The sequence below is a fragment of the Mixta mediterraneensis genome (assembly GCF_014946725.1).
In the GTDB taxonomy this organism is placed as follows: domain Bacteria; phylum Pseudomonadota; class Gammaproteobacteria; order Enterobacterales; family Enterobacteriaceae; genus Pantoea; species Pantoea mediterraneensis.
The window spans coordinates 141,395-163,959 of sequence record NZ_JACFXY010000008.1; the positions used below are offsets into that span (position 1 = coordinate 141,395).

The following is a 22,565-nucleotide window of genomic DNA, read 5'->3' on the forward strand; positions in this document are numbered from 1 at the left end:
CCATGCCAATCAAACAAACACGCTATGTCAGCATTGCGAGTGCGGTCATTGGCGCGTCTGCTATACCGATGCGCAAACTGACGGGCCGCATATTCTCTCAAAACGCAAAAATTCCATCCGATGATGTGCTGGAATTCGCCAGCGGTCAGATTGATGAGTTTCTGGGGGCCAGCTCTCCCGAAGCGAATTTTGCCCGGCAATATTTCAGCTATACCAGCCCGGCCCCCGTCAATAAACCGAGAGAATTGCAGGTAGCACCCTGGGTACCAACCGGTCGGGCACCGACGCTTTCGGGAGGTGATACGGCCAGTCTGGATGAGTTGAAGGCGATCACTACCGGAACACTCACGGTAACTATCGGTAATATTCGTAAAGAACTCACCGAAATCGATCTTTCTAAGGCCAAGTCCTACGCCGATGTTGCCTCGACCGTACAGCAAAAGCTAAATGCTGAATCTGAACCCGCTTTCGCTTCTGCCAGAGTGACTTTTATCGCTATCAGCGGCACGTTTGAACTCGGTGGTGGGGTACCGGAGCGAGCAAACATTAACGTTGAGTCTTCCACTCTTGCGGATGCGATGGGTTTATCTCGCGGACAAGCCTTGCCCGGAAATACCGCACAAACTCCGCTGGAAGCCTTTATGGCGGCAGAGAAAATCTCGGATTCATTCGGCAGTGCGACTTTTATCGACCCACTGACGCTCGAACAGGTCGTTGCCCTTGCTCAGTATGTGGCAGGTGAGAACGTGAAATACCAGCTACATCTGAATATTTCCGCAACAGATGCGGAGGCTTTTAGCGCGGCGTTGATAGGTACAGCGTCAACGGCGCTGAATCTTAAAACCGAGGATAATTTTTATGCTCAGGCGTTACCGATGGCGGTTATGGCGGCAACGGACTATGACCGTACAAACCCCACCCCCATCTATATGTTTCGTCAGTTTGGCGTGACGTCCCCGGCACAGGTAACCGCCGATCTGGATGCCGACAAGCTGGATAAGTTGCGCGTCAACTATTACGGCGAAACGGCGGTGGCGGGTTCACATATTGCGTTTTACCAGCGTGGTTTCCTGTGCGGGCCGGGTACCGCACCGCTGGACATGAGCGTTCATGCCAATGAGCAATGGTTAAAAGCCTACATTGCACAGCAATGGTTTTCTTTATTGCTGGCGACGCGCGGCGTACCTGCAAACCGCGATGGTGAGGCCAGGGCAATGATGATTATCGCCGGAGCCGTGACCAAAGCAGTGAATAACGGCACCATCCTCCCCGGCAAAACGCTCTCGGATGTACAGAAACTCGCGGTGGCTGATGCGTCTGGTGACGATTTAGCGTGGCACGATATTCAGGACAAGGGCTACTGGTACAACGCGCAGATTGTTGAAAGTACCGGGCCATCTGGCTTGCCGGAATACGTGATGAAATACGTACTGATTTACGGTAAAGGCGACTGGGTACGTAAGGTCGAAGGCTCGCACAACCTGGTATAAGGACTAAATGATGAATGATGTATCTGCAACTGGCCTCAGTCTGTTGGTTCAGGCCAGTACAACCTTTCCGGCAGGAATACTGGTAACGGCTTTCGCCGATGATGCCGACCCGTTCGATCTGCCTGCTGTCGATATCGCCCAGACCGGCATGGATATCAATGGCAATCTGGTGTCCTGGTCAACACCAACCCCGCAGGCTGTGACGATAAACGTGCTACCGGGGAGTGAAGAAGATCAGAATCTGGCGATCCTGCTGGAAGCCAACACGGCGAAACGTGGCCGCAGACACGCCGGAGATATTATTACGCTCGTGGCGTCCTACGGTGACGGCGCGACCACTACCGCGCGAAACGGAAAAATTACCAACGGTAGTCGGGGTAACTCAGCTGCCAGCGGTGGGCGTCTTAAATCAAAGGCTTATACCTTTGTGTTCCAGGACTTTGACAGTACGCGCGTTCGTTAACTATCAGGCGGGAACATCCCGCCTTTTTTATTGGGGCCATTATGCTCATTAAGCCGAAAGATATTGAAATTAAAGATGTTGATGGTGAGATGCACACCTTTGTGATCAGCCGTCTGCCCGCCACGCTGGGGCGTGAAATCCTGGCAAAATATCCGCTGTCGAACGCACCTAAAATTGGCGACTACGAAATCGGTAAAGAAGCCATGCTGAAAATGATGGCTAATGTGGCAGTCGTGCGGGATGGTGCAGAAATTTGCCTGAAAACCCAGACGCTGATTGATAACCATGTACCGGACGGTGAAGCGCTGATCCGCCTTGAACTGGAGATGCTGAGGTACAACACCAGTTTTTTCGGCAACGCCGGGAGCAAAGGTTTCCTGCCTTACCTGCTGGGCAAAATCAGCGATTCACTCCCGTCGATTATAAAAACGCTGATGGATTCTTTGCAGTCATCATCTCAGAAAAACTCGCCAGCTTCACAGAACTCAAAACCTCAATAGACCTGGAAGAGGCGATGGACTTGTGGGAAATCGCTGTGACTAACCGCTATAACGAGGCGCTCGCCGCCGCAGGAAACCGATAATGTCTCTGTTAGATACCTTTGTGCAGGTGTTTGAATTCGACACCCGGCAGGCCGACGCGGCGTTTAAAAATGTTCAGCGTTCTACCGACGATATTATTGATGGTATGAAACAGGCCCAGCATGAAGCCGATAAAGCGGCAAAAAGCGTCAGTGATTTTGCCAGCGGCACGGAAACCAGCGTTGCCGCATTAGCCCAGAAAACCCTTGGGGTACTTGGCGTATTGTTGGGGGTATCTTCCATTTTCAGCGAGTCTGTTTCACGCGCGGAGGAAGTGGAGGCGCTTGATAAGCTGGGCAAGAAGATCAATGTGGCGACGGCGGATGTGGATGCTTTCGCCGGTTCAGTTGCCGAGCTGGGGGGCGCGAGGGAAAGTGCTCAGGCTGATTTGTCGGCAATGGCAAAAGCCTTTGGCGGCACCACGAACTCTATGGAAAAAATCCTCGCTACAGCAGATAAAGTAAAGGGGATGAGTTTTGATAAAGCCAAATCGCACCTTGCAAACCTTGGGGTGACGGACGACAAAACGATTGAGTTGATGATGAAGGGCCGTCATGAGATGGAACGCATGATGGGCCTGCAAAAAGAATACTCTGGCATTACCAAAGACAGTATTGAACAGTCCCGGCGCTTTAATCAGGCCATGCAGGGGTTCAGGCAATCATCCGGCCTGTTAAAAAACAGCTTCCTCGAAATGGTGTTGCCTTACCTGACTAAGGGCATGGAATTCTTAAGTAAATTTGTTGGTTTTTGCCGGGAAAATAAGAACCTCATCATCGGTTTTTTCCTCGCGATCGGTGTGGCTGTTGCAGCGTACTACGTTCCTCCGATGCTTGCCGCCGCTGCTGCCACGCTGGCAGCAACCTGGCCAATACTCGCTATTATCGCCATCATTGCGGCGCTTGCCGCAGCGTTCGCGCTGGTTTACGACGACATCATGAATTTTATCGACGGTAATGATTCAATGATCGGGCGAATTCTTGATGCCTATCCTGAGCTTAAACAGGTCATTATGACGCTGTGGGAAGCATTCAAGACCCTGTTTGAGTACCTGAAAATCGCCGCTAAATTCGTTGCTGATGTAGTGGTTGATGCTTACAACACAATGAATAATGCCCTGAACCAGTTTATTGGCTGGTTGCTGGAGTCAATAAAAAGTCTGGTTAAATGGGGCGCACAGTTCGGGGGCGTCTTCGATAACGTGGCGGATGCTGTTGTCGGCATATTTACCTGGATGTGGGAGCAGGTGCAGAAGGTGATTGGCTGGATAAGCGGCGGTCTGGATACCATCCAGAAAGGCTGGTCAGTCGTTGCGGGCTGGTTTGGTGCTGATGATGAAAAAGAACTCACCGTAGAGCGTAAAATCAGCGCTGAGGGAGAGGTGACGCACCGTATTCCTGAAGCTGAACATCCTTCACCACAGCAGGATACACAGAATATGGTCGAGCAGGGAAAAGCCCAAATTGCAGCGGCGAATAATCACCCCCTTAACCCCGTGACCAGCACTGCTATCAGCAATCGTTCCAGCGTGAAAAATGAAACCACCCTGAATATTGGGGAAGTGAAGGTTGAAACCAAAGCAACCGATGCTAAAGGCATGGCGGCGGGCACGAAAGACGCATTGCAGGAACAGTTGCAGGATTTGGGGCAGCAAACGCAAACGGGGCTGGCAATATGATCACTGATGTAAAAATCTTCGATACCGACAGTTTTACCACGCTGTTTGAAACCGCCAGCCCGATAAAAATCAATATCCGCGACGAGCACAAAGCCACCACTTTTCAGGTCGAGTCAGGGGAAACCCGTAGCGATCATGTTGTTGTGCAGGCCGTGGAAATTGGCATGGATCTGATTTTATCCGGTGAGCTTAAAAATGCTTTTGGCCTGATGCAACAAGCCTGGGAACAAAACAAGCTGGTAGGCATTCAGACCAGAGTCAAAACCTACCAGCCTATGCTGCTGGTCAATTTCTACCACGATGAGACCGCTGAGATGGCCGATGCTATCCAGTTGTCTTTACGGTTCACCGAGTGGCGCAGTGTAACACCCGAATACGGAGATCTACCGCCCAAAAAAGTTCAGAAGCCATTGCAGACCAGTACCGTTAAAAGGGGCGGTGCACAGACAAAATCGGTATCCGAAGAACGGAAAAAATCGGTTCTGGTCAGGGTTCTGGGAGGATAAACACGATGCGTGAAATACCGTTAAACCCGGTGCCGAACCAGCGCCTGCAAATTACCATTGATGATAATCGCTGGGATCTGACGATCAAAGTTGCGCGAAATATGATGGTGTGTGACATACGCCGCAATGATGAGGTTGTCATGCTGGCAATCAGGGCGACCACAGATGCACCCTTAATACCTTATAACCATCTGGCCTCAGTCGGTAATTTTGCGTTTATCACAGAACGCGATGCCCTGCCCTGGTATGAGGAATTTGGCAAAACGCAAAGCCTGGTATTCTGGGGGCCGGATGATTGATTTAAGGCGGATCAGGGTGGGGGTAGAAGTCAGCGGGCGTCTACAGTGGTATGAAGGGATGCGCGTAAAGGCCAGCGGCACCAAGTATGCGAATCCGTTGCAGAATGAATGTACGGTCAGCATTGATGGCCTAAATGCGACCACCCGCAATATGCTGTTGACGGAAACCAGCCCTTATAACAAAAGCAAGCGGTCCTCCCGTCTTGTACTGGAAGCCGGGCGGGTGAGTACCGGCGTATTTCGCCTTTTCGTGGGTGATATTGTCAGTGCTGAACCCTCCAGCCCGCCTGACGTGACGCTAACGCTGAAAGCAAAAACAGGTAACGGCAGTGCTCGGGATATCGTGGCAACATCCTCCGGCGCGATGAGTAAACTGAGTGAAATATCCGCAGGGATTGCGCGGGACTGCGGTGTACGTCTGGATTTTCAGGCCACGGATAAAAATATTGCTAACTGGTATTTTTGCGGCTCAAAGCTGAAACAGGTCGAGCGGTTGCAGGATGGCGGCGGCGTTAAAGCCTTTATCGATGATGATGTTCTGTATGTGAAGGACGAAGCCGGGGCGGTCAACGGGCGAATCAAAATTATCAACCAGAATACCGGTATGGTTGGATTAGCCAAGGCCACAGAAAAAGGGCTGGATGTCACCTGGCTTATCGACGGTGAATCCAGCCTGGGCGGCACGTTACGGCTGGAGAGTAAATTTAACCCATCTTTAAACGGTGATTACATCATTGAGCAGCTTAAGTTCGATGTTGCCTCACACGACGACCCCTTCTTTTATCAGGCCACCTGTAAACGGGCTTAACCAATGAATAAACCGAATACCGATATCGCCAGTGAATCCAGTCTGGCAGGGCAGCTTATGGGCGCTTTTCGTAACCTGATGATGAACACCGACGATATGTTACCCGCAACGGTAATCAGTTATGACGATGCCATGAACCGTGCGGTGATTAAACCGCTGGTGATGATGGTGTCAACTGAAGGGCAGAGGATAGCCCGCGCCCCTGTTCATAATATTCCTGTTTTCCGCTTTGGCGGCGGCGGGTTCTTTATCCGTGTACCGCTAAAACCGGGGGATTTTGGCTGGCTTAAAGCCAATGACCGCGATATCAGTCTGATTTTTCAGCGCGGCGGTCTGGAGGATGAGCCTAATACCCACCGTCTGAAATCATTCAGTGATGCGATGTTTTTTCCTGACAGCGTTAAAGGCTGGATTGTGGATGGCAAAAATATTGATGCGCTGGTGCTCCAGTCGCTGGATGGCAGCGTGTGTCTGGCGTTGCATAACGATAAGTGCGTACTGGATACGCCAGTGTTTGAAGTTAACGCCGCTGAGAGCATTTTTAACGGCAACGTGACGGTGAACGGCAATCACCAGACCAACGGTAACAGTGAGTCAAACGGCGGGACTATGCGACATAACGGTAAAAATATTGGTGCTGATCACCAGCATGGCGGTGTTCAGCCGGGATCGGGTAACAGCGGGGTGCCGGTATGATGACGTTTGATGTTAATGAAGGTAATGATATTTACCTCGGAAACGATGGCAACCTGGCTTTGGTTCGTGATGAAGCGGCGGTGAAAAATTGCTGTATGCACTATGCCAGAGCGTTACGGGGTGAAATGCTGCACAGGATGGACAAGGGAATACCTTACTGGAAAACCACCTTTGGCCGCGATGCTGATTTGCCAATGTTTGAGGCGGCATTCCGCGACCGTATGCGGGAAATTTCTCAAGTTCTGGCAGTCGATTCCTTTTCTGCATCGATTGAAAACAACGAGCTTCATTACACCGCCGTGATCAGCACCCTCTACGGGAGGATAACGCTTAATGTCTGATTATCAGTTTATAGCAAGCACAGGAGTGATCATCCCTGACACCTCCACGTTGCGGGAGCAGGTTGAAAATGAGTTCCGGGATGTCTTTGGTCAGGAAATTGACCTGTCGCCGGAAACACCGCAGGGCGCACTTGTCACAATGGAAGTGGAAAATCGGGACGCCATCGCCCGCAATAACGCAGAACTGGCGAACCAGATTAACCCGGACATAGCCGGGGGGATCTTTCTCGATGCTATCTGGGCGCTGATGGGCGGGCAGCGGCTGTCCGCAACGCATTCTTTTTTGACGAATGTTGAGTTTGCAGGCGTACCACAGACCCTGATACCGAAAGGCTCTCTGGCCGAAACGCAGGCAGGGGATGCGTTTGAAACGACCAGCGTACTGATTATTGGGAATGATGGGGTAACAAAAGGCGATATGCGCTCGGTTGAAACCGGGCCAGTAGGCTGTGGAGCAGGTAAGCTTGTCCGGGTGGCAAGTTCAGTTCTTGGCTGGGAAACCGTAAACAATCCGGCTGATGCCGTGCTGGGGAGAGTAGCGGAATCCGACATACGTACCCGGCGTCGTCGCAGGAATACGCTCGCCAAAAACACGGTGAGTGTCGGAGAGGCGATCACCTCGGCGCTGTACGATATCGAAGGTGTGGAATCCCTGTCGTATCGTGAAAACTATACGGATGCGGATCAGGTTATTGATGGCGTTCCGCTGGTCAAACACAGTATCTATGTTTGTGTCGATGGCGGGCCGCGTGAGGAAATCGCTGTTGCCCTGCTGCGCACTAAAACAGTAGGGGCCGCGTACAATGGCAGTGAAACGGTTGAGGTGACAGAACCGTCCAGCGGTCAGGTGTATAACGTCAAATTTGACAGGCCAAAGGAAATTACCGTGTTTTGTCGGGTGACGGTGCGCAAAAGTCCCTTTGATGCACAGACCCTAATTCCCGATGCGGTTGAAAAATGGGTAGCCGGTGAAACCGATACTGATGATGGCCTGGCGGTCGGGCATGACGTTTCGCCATTTGAAATTGCGGCGGCGGTCAATACGGCTGAACCGCGATTGTTTGTGCTGAAGGTCGAGCTATCAACCGATGGCGTGACCTGGTCAACAGACGTGATCCCCGTGCAGATAAACGCCGTTGCCAGACTCAGGCGCAACGCCGTGCAGGTGGTTATCTTATGACAATACAGTCCCTTGATTTTCATTCCGACTTGCTGAAAGCCATTCTGTGGCAGTATGAAAATTCGGATAATATTAAAGCACTGGCACACTATAAATCTGAGTATTTTAACCGGGCGACAGTGGAGTTCTGGCGTAACTGGTATCGCGATGTGTTTAATATCGATACCGCGAATGATTTTGGTCTGGCGGTATGGGGGCGCATTCTGGATGTGCCGCTGGGTATTGATGTTCCACCCAGCGACAAAAATAAAATCGGTTATGGTTTCGGCGCTAATAAGCGCAATTTTAAATCCAATTTCAGGCGCAACGCTGATTACACGCTGACGCTGACCACAGCGCAAAAGCGTCTGCTGGTGAGAATGCGCTATTTCACCCTGACGGAAAGCCCGACAATTACTAATATCAACGCCTTTCTTCAGCGCTTTTTCAGTGATGAGAACGGCAAAGTATTTGTCCTCGATTCCCTCGATATGTCTTACATCTGGTACGTGTTTAATTTTAACCCGGATGAAAGGTTGCGCCTGCTGCTTGATAATTTTGACCTGCTTCCACGTCCTTCTGGAGTAGGGGCTAAATACCGTATTGTCACCCGTCAGGCATTCGGCTTTGGCGAAAACCGTAAAAACTTCACAAATAACTTCGGAAACTAAACCATGACTAAAGTGTTTAAAACGCCCTTCGCTGCGCAGGGTGACAGAACTGCTGTGCCTGTAGAAACACAGGCTGACGGCTCGGTATCTTACACTCAGGGCTACGGCTATGACTATGAGCGCGATCAGACGACAGATCCGGCTGCGAAGGATATCGAACGTGAGAAGATGAATGCGCTTTTCCACGATGTTACCGAGGCGGTGGGAGAGATACAAACCTTCGGTACCGCTAACTGGTCAGAGGATGGCAAACCCTATCCGATACGCTCACTGGTGTACTACGGTAAAAAATTGTGGCAATCGAAGATTGAAAACAACAATGAAGAACCTGGTAAAGGCAGTGGATGGGTCGAATTTAAAGCGGATATCAACCCTGTCGATATGCTGTACCCTATTGGGATTGTGACGTGGTTTGCTCAGAATAAAGATCCTAACGTGCTTTTCCCCGGCACTACATGGAAATATATTGGTGAGAACCGCACGATTCGTCTGGCCAGCGCTAACGGCAGCGATGTGATGGCAACGGGCGGCTCGGACTCAGTGACGTTGGCGATAGGAAATATCCCCGCACACGGCCATACGTTTTCGGCTAATACCAGCGCCTTTGATTACGGTTCCAAACAAACTACGGGGTTTGACTACGGATGGAAGCAAACCGATGTACAAGGGGAACATACCCATATTATTACAGGTCAAAACTACGAAGGGCGTGATACCCAACTGTCATTTATGTCAAGACTAAATGCCGACAATCCTAGTAAAGCAACTAGTCCAGCGGGAGCGCATGCGCATAACCTATACATAGGTGCACACGATCATTGGGTTGGTATCGGTGCTCACTCGCATTCTGTTTCAGGCACAACAGCAAGTGTTGGTTCTGGATCTGCATTCTCTGTAACTAACTCATTTATTAAACTGATGGGCTGGTATCGTAGCGCATAATTTTGGTGAAGAGGTGTCCATATACTTACATGGATACCTCTCAGTGTTTTAATTAACTTGTTTGTTTTCCCTGGTTAAAGAAAGTGACGTAATTTTCCCCATTAACAAACGTGTTTTTGCGGTTAATTTTATCTCAAGGTATTTGTGGGATAGCCAGGCAAAAAAGATCGAGGCAATTATTAAGGCAATAAATCCGATAGTGGAGTGCATTGCACCTGGATAAAATTTTTCTACTTTACCTGATATGAACCCTGCAAGAGGATTATGAATCAGATACCATGAAAAAGATATGTTGCCTAACATAATTAATGGCTTGGGTGTGAATTTTAAAATTCGTTGGCTTTGTAAGGCGAAAAGTAAAACCAAAAAGAAAAAAGCGCAAGCGGATATAATATTGTATGCTTGTAATTGACCTAACGTTATCCCTGCAACGATCAATGCTAAACATAAAGCGGAAAAATAACCAGACGTTAAAATGTTCTTATCTCGTAAGTATAGGTATACATATCCCGCCAATACACCTATCCCAAACTCTAAAATTATAGGGTTTGTCAGGAAGCGAAGCGTTACCGAGCTAAAATCATATCCGTGGGTTGATACCATAAGGGTGGATGTCAATGAGTATGCTAAGACTATGGGTAGCAAAAACCATGTGCACAGAGCCGTAATACGTGGCTTTACCAGTAAGCAGATAGAAAATGCCAGGTAAAAATAAATTTCGTAATTAAGTGTCCAGCGAATGTTATACATGCCGCTATCTGGAAGGTAAAGTGGTGCAGGTTCAGATAAATACGGATGAAAAGTTAATGCGCTTATTAAGTTTGAAACTTTTTCTGGGTAGTGGAATGTGCTCATGGCACCGCCAGTCAGAAAAGCGAAAAGCAGGAGCACATAATAAGTCGGCAGTATTCTTGTTAATCTGTTAATTATGAAGTTTATGCTTGTTTTAGCGCCATGATTTTTATCGCGGGTAACATAGACCATAATGAAGCCGCTTATTACGAAGAACAGATCAACCCCTATAGCGCCCCAACCAAATAGCTGATCTGGTATCGTTCTATCTGCGCCATCAGGCACCAGATAAAAGCGATAGTGGAACATCACTACTGACAACGCAGCTAGCCCACGTAATATTTGAATAGATTCGATTTTGTTTTTCATCATTTACCGATATAGCCAATCCATATAGTTATGGGAAAGCCTCTTGCGAGGCTTAACGTTTTTCTCGTCCAATCACTTTATCAGCCGCCACGCGGGGCAGAAAGCCGGAGCGACTGCCGTACTCAGGATGCGCAGCGACAAACTGATCGATACGGCGGATGAGCAAAGAAGGTAGCGTGACGTTGATTTTTTCCGCTTTCCCCCATCAGCCGGGTAACATCCACATCAACCAGTGCCCACACCATGCCAGCATAATCGGGATCGGCCAGCCAGTTTTCCATGCTGGCCGTTTCCGGCACCGCTTCGCCATCTTCCACCAGTAATTCGATATGTGCGTCGATAGCCTCACGTACGCTCTCAATCGCATCCTGATAGCTGTCGCCGCCAGAGAAGCAGCCTGGAATATCGGGTACGCGAACGCCGAAGGATGAATCGCCTTTATCAATAGCAACAGGGTATAACATTTAAACCTCCAGTAGGTGGGGCTTAAAGCCCCGCCTGTTTCTTACGCTGGCTGGTTAAAACGTTGCGCTTCTTCTTGAGAGAACGCCACCAGATCCCAGGCAAGCTCCTTACCATACTCATAACAGCTTAACAGTTGCGCCGCCTCCAGAATAGTTTTCAGGTGGTTAACAAAGTCTGTTTTGTCTACCGGGTACGTATTCTGCTTCGCTTTATGGATACGCTTAATTTCACCTTCTTCAAAGTAACGGTGCTGCGCGGCGACCGCTTCCTCGACGGTAGGGAAGCACCCAACATAAACGTTTTTACCGTTGTTGCTGGCCCATGCGCTGTAAGGGTTATATTTGCTCTTACGGTGGTAAACCATCTTCGGCAGGCATTCGCGGTGCGGGGCAACGACAATCGTTGGCTGTTTAACCTGACTGGCTTCGCGGTCAAGCAGATCCAGTACCCACTTGCGGAAATCTTTTGCTACCGGAGTATTGGCAAACATAGCTATTAGATGTGCACCGCGCAGGGAGAACACTCGCACAGGTTTTTGACGTAAGCTATTGTTTATTCCGTTGAACGTCAGATTGACGTTGATTGACATACACGAGGTAAACTCATCTGCATTACGGTTATAAATTCGTGTAACGTGGTCACCGCGTGAATACCCTAAAGCGATTGCCAATGTGGCTGCGGGAAACCAAGATTTGCCTTCATGTTCGATAGCAGTGAGGGTGTGTTTCTGGAAGGTAAAAAGTTGGGTAGTCATAATATGACCTCTTTGGAATTTTAGTTACGTCACCCAATTAGTAGTTGGGTGCCGGGTGTCAACTAGAGCTTCCAAAGCCGCTCCGGGCATATTCCCCTTGCGGGTCTTGTATTACGCCTCTCCACCCGACGCAGGGGCGTGATTATACCTGAATTGCAGGCATAAAAAAGCCGCAAAGCTATCGGGTGCGGTCTGACCGCTTTGGAATTTCTAGTGCGATCAGCATACGGCGTGAAAATTGGTCATGTCAATACAAACTCGTAAAAAATTACAAGTTCAGTTTTTATTGTTTTTGTCAACTGCTGCTAGTTCAAATTTTTCATGCAGGGATTTGGGGTATAGCTCCGTATAAACCTGCCATAAAACATTTAGTGAGCGATGGCCGGTGACCTGAGCCACTTCTTCGATACTGAATCCAGCCTCGAACAGGCGGCTTGCTCCTTCGCGGCGCAGATCGTGGTAGCGCAAGTCTTCAATGCCCAGGGCGTTCCTGACACGTTGAAAACCCGCCGTTACGGAACGGGAATTGTAGGGGAAAATTAACTCGCTGGTTTTGGGCTGGCGCTGCACTATGCTCCAGGCATCGCCGAGAAGTGGTACCAGCATGTGGTTACCTGATTTTTTGCGCGGGTCTTTTCTGTCTCTGACCAGTACGGCCCTTTGTTTTTCGTCCACGTCCTCCCATCGGATTTTGCACACTTCGCCCACCCGCATACAACTGAGGATCGAAAAGTTCAGAATATCAACGAAGGGGATTTTTGCCGCGATGTGATCGCTTCTGGCATCAAGCCCTGCAATCAATCTGTCTAACTCGTTGCTTACCGGACGGCGGCTGCGGCGCTTAGATTTGCCAATCAGCCCCATCTGGAGCAGTAGCGGTCGTGCATCAGTTGCTGGGTTGGTCGTGTAGTCGATACCGTAGACGGGTTTGGCAGACGCCAGAACGGAAGAAAGATAACTCACATCGTGGTTAACAGTGGAAGGGCCAGCACCCGCGCCATTTCGCTGGCGGCAGTGTTCGATAACGTGGCTGGTTGAGAGGTCTGTAAGAAGGATTTCGGCGATGTCGCAGTCCAGCAACATATCCAGTACGTAACGTTTTGTGCGTCCGGCTTTGCCGCCGAGGTTGGGATCGTTGATATAGCGTTTTAGCAGATCGCCAACGACCATTTTGTTTAAGTCGTTGGCGGTCGGCACCCCATTTGTTTCCAGTTCAGCGACCCTGCCAGCACCCCACGTTTTGGCATGGGCCTGTTTGCTGAATGTTCGGTTTTCCCGGTAGATGTATTTCCCACCTTCTTTTACGCCCACGGTGCAGCGGTAGCGTAAAGTCCCATCGGCGCGTTGACGTTTTTCTATGCTATAGTAGGCCATGCTATTCCTTTACCTTCGTTCAGCACCCCAAAAATAAGGGGTGCTGCTGGGGGTGCTGATAAAGAAAAAATACGACATAAAGACAAAAAATGCACGAAAATAAAGAAACTCCGAACCCGCATCAGAGCAGAGAAAACAGCGGTGTAGCGCCAAAATACAGTCATTCACGCTTTTCCATTGCCCCGATGCTCGACTGGACCGATCGTCACTGTCGCTATTTTCACCGTCAGCTTACTGGCAACGCACTGCTTTATACCGAAATGGTGACAACGGGTGCGATTATTCATGGCAAGGGTGATTACCTTGCATATAGCGAGGACGAGCATCCGGTTGCGTTACAGCTTGGTGGCAGCGATCCCGCCGCGCTAGCGCAGTGCGCCAGACTGGCGGAGCAGCGCGGTTATGATGAAATTAACCTGAACGTAGGTTGCCCGTCAGATCGTGTACAAAACGGCCGTTTTGGCGCATGTCTGATGGCAGAGGCCGGTTTAGTTGCCGACGCCATCAAAGCAATGCGAGATGTGGTCAGCATTCCGGTCACAGTAAAAACCCGCATTGGCATTGATGAGCAGGACAGTTATGAATTTCTGACCCAGTTTGTTGGAACGGTGGCGGAGCGTGGCGGATGCGATACCTTCATCATCCATGCCCGTAAAGCCTGGCTTTCTGGGTTAAGCCCAAAAGAAAACCGCGAAATCCCTCCGCTGGATTATCCGCGCGTTTACCAGCTAAAACGCGATTTTCCGCACCTGACGCTGGCAATCAACGGCGGTGTGAAAACGCTGGAAGAGGCGAAGCAACATCTGCAATTCCTGGACGGTGTAATGATGGGCCGTGAGGCGTATCAAAATCCAGGTATACTGGCGCGGGTTGATCGTGAGCTGTTTGGACATGACGCTCCGGTTGCCGATCCGGTTGCCGTAGTCCGTGCAATGTATCCTTATATTGAAGCTGAGCTGGCAAAAGGCACTTACCTTGGACACGTGACGCGGCATATGCTGGGCCTGTTCCAGGGAATTCCAGGAGCACGGCAGTGGCGGCGTTATCTGAGCGAAAATGCCCATAAACCGGGGGCTGATGTTCGCGTCCTTGAGGCGGCATTAGCGCGGGTGGCTGACAAAATTCCCCAGGAAGCCTGAACAGGCTGGTTATTTACACCACTAACTGGTTATTTCCACCAAGCCACATTCCTTCTTTTTAGCCTTATTCCATATAAATCAAAATATTAAAGATTGGCATGCTTCTTGTAATAGCTATTGTTGGCTTATTAAGGAGCATTAATGTGGAAATTTTATTTGTGTTGGGGTTCTTCCTGATGCTGTTGTTCACCGGGATTTCATTACTGGGTGTGATTGCAGCCTTGATAGTCGCAACCCTGGTGATGTTTGTCGGCGGTTTATTCGCTATTGTGATTAAGTTGTTACCCTGGCTGGTGCTGGCTGTCGTGGCGGTGTGGCTATATCGCGCCTTTTTCGGTGACAATAAGGGACGCTCACGTGCCAGGCTGAGACATAATATCAGCAAGTGGGATCGTGATGGCTGGCGCTAAATGCGGAGGCGATCACAGACTTAAAGATTGCTTAGACCATTTTCGCAATTAAACATATTTTTTACTTATGTTTTCTGTCAGGATGAAACTCGTTGAGTCGAAACATATTCATCGCCGCTGTCCCTACACCAGCGCGAACTATAGAAAAAAACAAAATAAAGGGCTTCCTGTGGGAAGCCCTTTTCGCGTTTAACGATCAGGGAATCAGTAAGCTGGAGCCTTGTGTGGCGCGGCTTTCCAGCGTTTTATGTGCCTGGCTGGCATCTTTGAGAGCGAATTTCTGCTGCTCTGGCACATCGACTTTAATCGCTTTGCTGGCTAATAGCGAAAACAGTTCAGCGCTGGCGGTTTCCAGCTCTTCGCGGTTGGTAATATAGCCAAACAGTGAGGGCCGGGTGACAAACAGCGACCCTTTCTTGTTAAGAATGCTCAGGTCGATGCCGGTCACCGGACCCGAAGCATTACCAAAACTCACCAGTAATCCATGACGGCGTAGCGAATCCAGCGATGCTTCCCAGGTATCTTTACCTACAGAATCATAAACAACGCCTACTTTTTTGCCGTTGGTTAACGTGTTGATACGCTGAGCAATGTTCTCTTCCCGATAGTTGATGGTTGCCCACGCACCGGCATTTTTAGCCAGTTGCGCTTTTTCTGTTGAACCCACCGTGCCAATGAGATGCGCGCCTAACGCTTTTGCCCATTGGCAGGCAATCAGACCTACGCCACCTGCTGCGGCATGAAAAAGGAAAATTTCATCAGGTTTAACCTGATAAGTCTGGCGCAACAGGTATTGCACCGTTAAGCCTTTCAAAAAACTGGCGGCACCTTGTTCGAAGCTGATTGCATCGGGCAGTAACATTAAGCGTTCTTCAGCGACATTGTGCATTTCGCTATAGGCGCCCAGCGCGGCCTGACAATACACCACGCGGTCGCCTGGCTTAAACCGCGCCACGTTTTTACCCACGCTTTTCACCACACCCGCCGCTTCGGTGCCCAGACCTGAAGGAAAATCTTTCACCGGATAAAGCCCACTGCGCACATAAGTGTCGATGTAATTGATGCCAATGGCTCTGTTTTCGACCTGTATTTCATTGTCAGCGGGATCGGCAAGCTCAAAGTCGATCCACTGTAAAACCTCAGGGCCGCCGTGTGCATTGAACTGGATACACTTTGCCATTCTTACTCCTGTGATTGTTTCATCATGAGGGTGAGGCGCGCGCCACAACAAGGTATACTGGCGCGTCCTTACAAAAGATCGGTATTGCATTCACTATGGCAGGAAATAAACCCACCAACAAATCGAACGAAACGCATGATCGTCAGCTGGCAGGAGTGAAAATGCCCCCGCATTCGCTGGAAGCGGAGCAGTCGGTGCTCGGTGGGTTAATGCTGGATAACGAACGCTGGGATAATGTCTCCGAACGCGTCGTCGCCAACGATTTCTTTAACCGTTCGCATCGCCTGATTTTTTCTGAAATGCAGCGTTTGCTGGAAGAAAGCCAGCCGATTGATCTGATAACCCTTTCTGAATCGCTGGAAATGCGTGGCGAACTGGACAGGGCTGGCGGCTTTGCCTATCTGGCGGAATTAGCCAAAAATACGCCAAGTGCGGCGAATATTGGCGCTTATGCGGATATTGTGCGCGAACGAGCCGTTGTACGTGAGATGATTTCTGTCGCCAATCAAATTGCCGACGCGGGTTATGATCCACAGGGTCGCAGCAGCGAAGACCTGCTGGATTTTGCCGAGTCCAACGTTTTTAAAATTGCGGAAGCCCGTGCAAACAAGGATGATGGCCCGAAAAACATCGAGCAAATCCTTGAAGCCACCGTTTCGCGTATCGAATCGCTGTACCAAACGCCACATGACGGCGTTACCGGGGTCGATACCGGTTATCAGGATCTCAATAAGAAAACTGCCGGCCTCCAGCGTTCAGATCTAATTATCATCGCGGCGCGCCCTTCGATGGGTAAAACCACGTTCGCTATGAATCTCTGCGAAAACGCCGCGATGTTGCACGACAAACCGGTGCTAATTTTTAGTCTGGAGATGCCCAGCGAGCAGATCATGATGCGTATGCTGGCGTCGCTGTCACGCGTGGATCAAACGCGTATTCGTACCGGCCAGCTTGATGATGAAGACTGGGCGCGTATTTCCGGCACAATGGGTATTTTGCTGGAGAAGAAGAACATGTATATCGATGATTCTTCCGGTCTGACGCCAACCGAAGTTCGCTCACGCGCGCGCCGTATTTACCGCGAAAACGACGGTCTGAGCATGATTATGATCGATTACCTTCAGTTGATGCGCGTGCCGTCGTTGTCTGATAACCGCACGCTGGAAATTGCTGAGATTTCGCGTTCGCTTAAAGCGCTGGCGAAAGAACTGAATGTGCCGGTCGTGGCGCTGTCACAGCTTAACCGTTCTCTGGAACAGCGTGCAGATAAACGCCCGGTGAACTCGGATCTGCGTGAATCAGGATCGATCGAGCAGGATGCTGATCTGATCATGTTTATCTATCGTGATGAGGTTTATCACGAAAATAGCGATCTTAAAGGCATCGCAGAGATCATCCTCGGTAAGCAACGTAACGGACCTATCGGGACGGTTCGTCTGACCTTTAACGGACAATGGTCACGCTTTGATAACTATGCAGGTCCGCAATACGACGACGAATAATCTTTTCTCTGTCACGTCATGCACGTCTGTGTATGACCGTCACGCCATCAGAAAATAGTGTTGGACAACCCCGCCAGTAATCAGGTTATCTGTAACAAAGCGACGCTTATAACGCTCTGGAAGCAGAATGAACCACGTAGACGATTACGATCTTAAATTACTGACTTTATTGCAATCTAATGGCCGCCTGACTAATCAGGAACTGAGTGATTTGGTCGGCCTTTCGGCATCACAATGTTCACGCCGCCGCATCAACCTTGAGCAGGCCAACCTGATTCTTGGTTATCATGCACGCCTGTCGCCCGATGCGATTGGCCTGGGTATGGTTGGTTTGATAGAAGTGCGTTTGATTAATCACACCGCAGAATATGTTGAAAGTTTCCATCGTATGGTGGAGCAGGAAGAGGCCATTGTTGATGCGTATAAAACGACGGGCGATGCCGATTACCTGCTGAAAGTTGCGGTCTCTGATCTGCCTTCACTCAGCGCGTTAATCAGTCAGCTTGTCGCCGGGCATCAGAGCGTTTCTCACGTCAAAACCTCAGTGGTATTAGGTCGCCTGAAAGAGAACGGGTTGATGATCCCTGAATATCCGGCGCGCCAAAAGGGGGCGTAAGCGGTTTTTTCAGTGCACAATGACGTAAAATAATGCAAAAAACACGCAAGAAAAGGGGTTTTGCACATAAATCGGCGGTTATCGTTTTCTTTTATGCACAATGTTTTTAAGTGAATCGCTTTAATTATCAACGGAATAATTTTTTGCGTTGACCGTAGCAGAAAAGAGCTGCCGGTCTGGTGTGTTTTTTGCACTTGAACGGCATCATTTGCAATGAGAAAACCCCTATGGATGAACGTTGTTCAACCTTCCCGTATTCCCCATTCCCGCATTGCAGATACGCTAGCGATTGTGATGGGCACTTTATGGTGTCTTTTGGCGTAATCCTGTTAAAGCAGGCGGGGGCCTTAACCGGTGGTACCGCAGGTATCGCATTTTTAATAAGCTATGTGTCTCCGTTGTCATTTGGGAGCGCCTTCTTTCTGATTAACCTGCCGTTTTACTGGCTGGCTGTGCGCCGCATGGGCTGGGAATTCACGCTAAAAACATTCTGTGCGGTAGGCCTGGTTTCACTGTTCAGCCATTTGCATCCGCTGTTTATTCATTTTTCCCGTCTCAATCCGTTTTATGCGGTATTGTTCGGTAACGTGATCATGGGGATTGGGTTTATAGTGTTGTTTCGTCATAAAGCCAGCCTCGGTGGCGTCAATATTCTGGCACTCTGGCTACAGGATCGTTTTGGTATCCGCGTCGGAAAACTGCAGATGGCCGTCGATAGCTGTGTGGTGCTGGCTTCGCTATTTGTGGTGAACCTGCCAGTATTGCTCGCGTCGGTTGCAGGTGCGGTGATCCTCAATCTGATTATCGCCATGAACCATCGTCCGGGACGATATGTGGTTTAATGACAAACTGTTACCCGCTTACTAAGACTAATCATGGAGATCTGCACCGTGTTTCAAAACGTTGATGCTTATGCTGGCGATCCGATTCTGTCGTTGATGGAAGCCTTTAAACAGGATCCACGTGAACATAAAGTTAACCTGAGCATCGGGCTCTATTACAACGAGCAGGGCATTATTCCTCAGCTGCAGGCTGTCGCTGAGGCAGAAGAACAGCTGCATGCCGAACCGCAGCAAGTCTCGCTGTACTTACCGATGGAAGGCTTAAATTCTTATCGTAACGCAATCGCGCCGCTGCTGTTTGGCGCCGAACATCCGATGTTGAAAGCCGGCCGCGTTGCGTCTATTCAAACGCTGGGAGGATCCGGAGCGCTGAAAGTTGGTGCCGACTTCCTGAAGCGTTACTTTCCTCAATCAAACGTCTGGGTGAGCGATCCGACCTGGGAAAACCATATTGCCATTTTCAGCGGTGCGGGTTTTGAGGTGAACACCTATCCATGGTATGACACTGAAACTAACGGAGTACGGTTTGACGCGTTTATCGACAAACTAAAAACGCTGCCAAAGCAAAGCATTGTGCTACTGCATCCTTGCTGCCATAACCCAACCGGCGCTGATATGACTAACGCGCAGTGGGATGAAACCACAGAAGTGTTAAAAGCGCAGGAACTGATCCCGTTCCTTGATATTGCTTATCAGGGTTTTGGCGCGGGGATGGAAGAAGATGCTTACGCCATTCGCGCCATTGCAGCAGCGGGTTTGCCTGCGTTGATAAGCAACTCGTTCTCTAAAATCTTCTCGCTTTACGGCGAGCGCGTCGGTGGATTGTCGATCGTTTGTGATAGCGCCGAAGAATCCAGCCGGGTACTGGGCCAGCTGAAAGCGACCATACGTCGCAACTATTCCAGCCCGCCTAATTTTGGCGCACAGGTTGTCGCGCGTGTGCTGAATGACGATGCGCTGAAAACCAACTGGCTGGCAGAAGATGAAGCGATGCGCCTGCGGATTATCGACATGCGTAGAGCGCTGGTACAGGTTTTGAGCACGGCATTACCGGGGCAAAACTTTGATTATTTGCTGAAGCAGCGTGGTATGTTCAGCTATACCGGACTCAGCGCCCAGCAGGTGGATCGCCTGCGCGAAGAGTTCGGTATTTACTTAATCGGTAGCGGCCGCATGTGCGTCGCCGGACTGAACAGCCATAACGTCCATCAGGTTGCAGAAGCCTTTGCTGCGGTGATGTAACGCTGGGCAGGCATGAAAAACCGTCGCTAATATGCGGCGGTTTTTTTATAACGTCAAATGGCATCCGTCATCGGGACCGCTACTCGGTTATGGTCACGGAACATAATCTGATCTGAATACTGTTTTAGTCGGCAACAAGCGAGCGCCGTTTTTAATTTCCCTGTGGGGTTTACCTTTCCCTGACATGTTGCACACTTAAACGATGTCATCCATTCAGGGAAAAAGCATGTGGTATCAACAAACCTTAACGCTGAGCGCGAAATCACGCGGCTTTCATCTGATAACCGACGAGATTGTCGGCCAGCTGCCTGAGCTGCCCAACATCAAGACGGGACTGCTGCATTTGCTGTTGCAGCATACATCGGCGTCTTTAACGCTGAATGAAAATTGCGATCCCACAGTGCGTAGTGACATGGAGCAGTATTTCATGCGCTACGTTCCGGAAAATGCACCCTATCAGCATGATTATGAAGGGCGTGATGATATGCCTGCCCATATTAAATCATCCATGTTAGGCGTTTCACTTATGTTGCCGATCCAGCATGGACGATTGGTGCTGGGCACCTGGCAAGGCATTTGGCTGGGAGAACATCGCATACATGGCGGCGCAAGGCGCATAGTCGCCACCTTACAAGGGGAATGAGGATGAATACTTCAGAGTTATTGAGCTACTGCATGAACAAACCGGGTGTAGAACAAAGCGTACAAAGCGGCTGGAAAGCCACCCAGATAAAAAGTAATGGCATCCTGTTCGCCATGGTGCATGAAGTGAAGGGGCGTCCGGCGGTATCGTTGAAATCCACCCCTGCTTTAGCCGATCTGATTCGTGAAGAACACGCTGATGTTTTTCCCAGTGAGCATCTGAATAAATCGCACTGGAACACGCTGTTTCTGGATGGGTCGCTAAAAGATTCGCAGATTTACTATCTGGTCGATGCTTCGTTTCAGCAGGCAGACAACACAAAGTAGACGCGAAACCCGGTCCTCGCCGGGTAAATAAGCGAGGGCCGGTGATCTGCTGTAACCCATTAAGCGGCGGATTCCTCACGCAACGTATTGATGTCAATAACGAAACGATACTTTACATCGCTTTTTAACATGCGCTCATAGGCTTCGTTGATCTGATTTGTCGCAATCAGTTCAATATCAGATGTGATGTCATGCTTACCGCAGAAATCCAGCATCTCTTGCGTTTCAGCAATGCCGCCAATCAGTGAGCCAGCAATGCTGCGGCGTTTAAAGATCAGATTAAATACCTGCGGTGCCGGATGATCATGTTCTGGCGCACCCACCAGCGTCATGTTGCCGTCGCGTTTTAGCAGGGCGATGAAGGGGTTCAGATCGTGCTGAGCCGCCACGGTGTTAAGGATAAAATCGAAACTGTTATTGTGCTGCGCCATTTGATCGGCATCTTTCGAGATCACCACTTCATCGGCACCTAAACGTTTACCATCTTCAATTTTTGACGGCGAGGTAGTGAACAGAACGACATGTGCCCCCATCGCGTGAGCTAATTTCACGCCCATATGACCTAAGCCGCCCAGCCCGACAATACCGACTTTTTTACCCGGACCGACATTCCAGTGACGCAGCGGTGAATACGTGGTAATGCCTGCACACAGTAACGGTGCGACTCCCGCCAGTTCCAGGTTTTCTGGAATGCGCAGCACAAAGTCTTCATCCACAACCATTGCGGTGGAGTAGCCACCATACGTGATAGCACCGGTTTCGCGATCTTCACCGTTATAGGTGCCGACAAAACCGTTTTCACAATACTGCTCCAGACCTTCCTGGCAGCCTGGACAGCTACGGCAGGAATCAACCATACAGCCAACGCCAACCAGATCTCCTACTTTATATTTCTGAGTATGTGCACCGACTGCGGTGACGCGTCCGACAATTTCATGGCCTGGCACAACTGGAAAAATGGTATTTTTCCATTCGTTGCGCGCCTGATGCAAGTCAGAGTGGCAAACGCCACAATACAAAACGTCGAGTTGCACATCATGTGCACGGAGTTCGCGCGGTTTGTAATCGAACGGTGCAAGTTTGGATTTCGCATCCTGAGCAGCGTACGCATGCGTGATATTCATGGTGTCTCCAGTTTCGATGTGTCGTGAGTGTTTTGAAAGGCATGCAGCAGGACAAATCCGCTGCAAACAGAGCGACGCGAAGGGCGTGCCAAAGATGAACCGCTTAAGCATAGTCAGGGAAGCCTGGGGCGTATATGCCTATACATGTCTGAA

Annotated in this window: 24 protein-coding genes and 2 pseudogenes; 20 read left to right on the plus strand and 6 right to left on the minus strand. The window is 49.9% G+C overall.

Annotated elements, in window-relative coordinates:
* Positions 1-2 precede the first annotated feature (2 nt).
* From H2P46_RS15425 to H2P46_RS15480, 12 genes are all read left to right on the plus strand, one after another.
* Entirely contained in the window at positions 3-1,490 is a 1,488-nt protein-coding gene (locus H2P46_RS15425; protein WP_193405816.1) for a DUF3383 domain-containing protein, read from the plus strand.
* A gap of 10 nt (positions 1,491-1,500) precedes the next feature.
* Positions 1,501-1,953 carry a phage tail fiber protein gene (locus tag H2P46_RS15430; RefSeq protein WP_041474485.1) on the plus strand — a complete coding sequence of 151 codons (453 nt, stop codon included), beginning with the start codon at positions 1,501-1,503 and terminating at the stop codon, positions 1,951-1,953.
* A gap of 41 nt (positions 1,954-1,994) precedes the next feature.
* Entirely contained in the window at positions 1,995-2,453 is a 459-nt protein-coding gene (locus H2P46_RS15435; protein ID WP_193403492.1) for a hypothetical protein, read from the plus strand.
* An 82-nt stretch (positions 2,454-2,535) separates the two neighbouring features.
* The gene (locus H2P46_RS15440) at positions 2,536-4,212 is read left to right on the plus strand and encodes a hypothetical protein (protein ID WP_193403491.1); all 1,677 of its coding nucleotides are present in this window, start codon (positions 2,536-2,538) and stop codon (positions 4,210-4,212) included.
* Positions 4,209-4,718 carry a phage baseplate protein gene (locus H2P46_RS15445; RefSeq protein WP_193403490.1) on the plus strand — a complete coding sequence of 170 codons (510 nt, stop codon included), beginning with the start codon at positions 4,209-4,211 and terminating at the stop codon, positions 4,716-4,718. Before H2P46_RS15440 ends, H2P46_RS15445 begins: the two co-directional genes overlap by 4 nt.
* A gap of 5 nt (positions 4,719-4,723) precedes the next feature.
* Positions 4,724-5,017, plus strand: a complete 294-nt coding sequence (locus H2P46_RS23030; RefSeq protein ID WP_238939012.1) for a phage baseplate plug family protein — start codon at positions 4,724-4,726, stop codon at positions 5,015-5,017.
* Entirely contained in the window at positions 5,010-5,825 is an 816-nt protein-coding gene (locus tag H2P46_RS15455; RefSeq protein WP_193405818.1) for a baseplate hub protein, read from the plus strand. The genes H2P46_RS23030 and H2P46_RS15455 overlap by 8 nt, the downstream gene beginning before the upstream one ends.
* Before the next feature lie 3 nt (positions 5,826-5,828).
* A complete protein-coding gene (locus H2P46_RS15460) occupies positions 5,829-6,521 on the plus strand; it encodes a Gp138 family membrane-puncturing spike protein (RefSeq protein ID WP_193405819.1) in 693 nt (230 codons plus the stop codon).
* Complete coding sequence (locus H2P46_RS15465) at positions 6,518-6,862, plus strand: contractile injection system sheath initiator (RefSeq protein WP_193405820.1); 345 nt, start codon at positions 6,518-6,520, stop codon at positions 6,860-6,862. Before H2P46_RS15460 ends, H2P46_RS15465 begins: the two co-directional genes overlap by 4 nt.
* Positions 6,855-8,042: a baseplate J/gp47 family protein gene (locus tag H2P46_RS15470; RefSeq protein WP_193405821.1), complete on the plus strand. Its 1,188-nt coding sequence runs from the start codon at positions 6,855-6,857 to the stop codon at positions 8,040-8,042. Before H2P46_RS15465 ends, H2P46_RS15470 begins: the two co-directional genes overlap by 8 nt.
* The gene (locus H2P46_RS15475) at positions 8,039-8,692 is read left to right on the plus strand and encodes a baseplate wedge 1 family protein (protein WP_193405822.1); all 654 of its coding nucleotides are present in this window, start codon (positions 8,039-8,041) and stop codon (positions 8,690-8,692) included. Before H2P46_RS15470 ends, H2P46_RS15475 begins: the two co-directional genes overlap by 4 nt.
* 3 nt (positions 8,693-8,695) lie before the next feature.
* Complete coding sequence (locus tag H2P46_RS15480) at positions 8,696-9,634, plus strand: phage baseplate protein (RefSeq protein ID WP_193405823.1); 939 nt, start codon at positions 8,696-8,698, stop codon at positions 9,632-9,634.
* Between the two features lie 48 nt (positions 9,635-9,682).
* On the opposite strand, the gene H2P46_RS15485 is transcribed toward H2P46_RS15480, so the two are convergent.
* The 4 genes and pseudogenes from H2P46_RS15485 to H2P46_RS15500 form a co-directional block, all read right to left on the minus strand.
* Entirely contained in the window at positions 9,683-10,798 is a 1,116-nt protein-coding gene (locus tag H2P46_RS15485) for an acyltransferase family protein (RefSeq protein ID WP_238939013.1), read from the minus strand.
* 49 nt (positions 10,799-10,847) lie between these two features.
* Positions 10,848-11,259 (minus strand): annotated as a pseudogene (locus H2P46_RS15490) (type II toxin-antitoxin system HicB family antitoxin).
* Between the two features lie 41 nt (positions 11,260-11,300).
* A complete protein-coding gene (locus H2P46_RS15495; protein ID WP_193405824.1) occupies positions 11,301-12,014 on the minus strand; it encodes a BRO-N domain-containing protein in 714 nt (237 codons plus the stop codon).
* A gap of 276 nt (positions 12,015-12,290) precedes the next feature.
* A complete protein-coding gene (locus tag H2P46_RS15500) occupies positions 12,291-13,388 on the minus strand; it encodes a tyrosine-type recombinase/integrase (protein ID WP_193405825.1) in 1,098 nt (365 codons plus the stop codon).
* Between the two features lie 89 nt (positions 13,389-13,477).
* Here H2P46_RS15500 and dusA point away from each other — a divergent pair, with 89 nt between their 5' ends.
* Both dusA and pspG read left to right on the plus strand, forming a co-directional pair.
* Positions 13,478-14,527, plus strand: a complete 1,050-nt coding sequence (dusA, locus tag H2P46_RS15505) for a tRNA dihydrouridine(20/20a) synthase DusA (RefSeq protein ID WP_193405826.1) — start codon at positions 13,478-13,480, stop codon at positions 14,525-14,527.
* Between the two features lie 143 nt (positions 14,528-14,670).
* Complete coding sequence (gene pspG / locus H2P46_RS15510) at positions 14,671-14,937, plus strand: envelope stress response protein PspG (RefSeq protein WP_193405827.1); 267 nt, start codon at positions 14,671-14,673, stop codon at positions 14,935-14,937.
* A 196-nt stretch (positions 14,938-15,133) separates the two neighbouring features.
* Here the strand turns inward: pspG and H2P46_RS15515 are convergent, their stop codons facing one another.
* On the minus strand, positions 15,134-16,117 hold the full coding sequence (locus H2P46_RS15515; protein ID WP_193405828.1) for a quinone oxidoreductase: 984 nt from the start codon (positions 16,115-16,117) through the stop codon (positions 15,134-15,136).
* Positions 16,118-16,212: 95 nt separating this feature from the next.
* Between H2P46_RS15515 and dnaB the strand changes: the two genes are divergently transcribed.
* From dnaB to H2P46_RS15545, 6 genes and pseudogenes are all read left to right on the plus strand, one after another.
* Entirely contained in the window at positions 16,213-17,619 is a 1,407-nt protein-coding gene (dnaB, locus tag H2P46_RS15520; RefSeq protein ID WP_193405829.1) for a replicative DNA helicase, read from the plus strand.
* Positions 17,620-17,746: 127 nt separating this feature from the next.
* Complete coding sequence (locus tag H2P46_RS15525) at positions 17,747-18,235, plus strand: Lrp/AsnC family transcriptional regulator (protein ID WP_193405830.1); 489 nt, start codon at positions 17,747-17,749, stop codon at positions 18,233-18,235.
* Between the two features lie 231 nt (positions 18,236-18,466).
* Positions 18,467-19,077, plus strand: a pseudogene (locus tag H2P46_RS15530) (YitT family protein).
* Positions 19,078-19,125: 48 nt separating this feature from the next.
* Positions 19,126-20,319, plus strand: coding sequence for an aromatic amino acid transaminase (locus H2P46_RS15535; RefSeq protein ID WP_193405831.1), 1,194 nt, complete (start codon positions 19,126-19,128; stop codon positions 20,317-20,319).
* A gap of 226 nt (positions 20,320-20,545) precedes the next feature.
* Positions 20,546-20,962, plus strand: a complete 417-nt coding sequence (locus H2P46_RS15540) for a secondary thiamine-phosphate synthase enzyme YjbQ (protein WP_193405832.1) — start codon at positions 20,546-20,548, stop codon at positions 20,960-20,962.
* A gap of 2 nt (positions 20,963-20,964) precedes the next feature.
* Positions 20,965-21,288: an MmcQ/YjbR family DNA-binding protein gene (locus tag H2P46_RS15545; protein ID WP_193405833.1), complete on the plus strand. Its 324-nt coding sequence runs from the start codon at positions 20,965-20,967 to the stop codon at positions 21,286-21,288.
* 59 nt (positions 21,289-21,347) lie between these two features.
* Here the strand turns inward: H2P46_RS15545 and H2P46_RS15550 are convergent, their stop codons facing one another.
* Positions 21,348-22,412, minus strand: a complete 1,065-nt coding sequence (locus H2P46_RS15550) for an NAD(P)-dependent alcohol dehydrogenase (protein ID WP_193405834.1) — start codon at positions 22,410-22,412, stop codon at positions 21,348-21,350.
* Positions 22,413-22,565 lie beyond the last annotated feature (153 nt).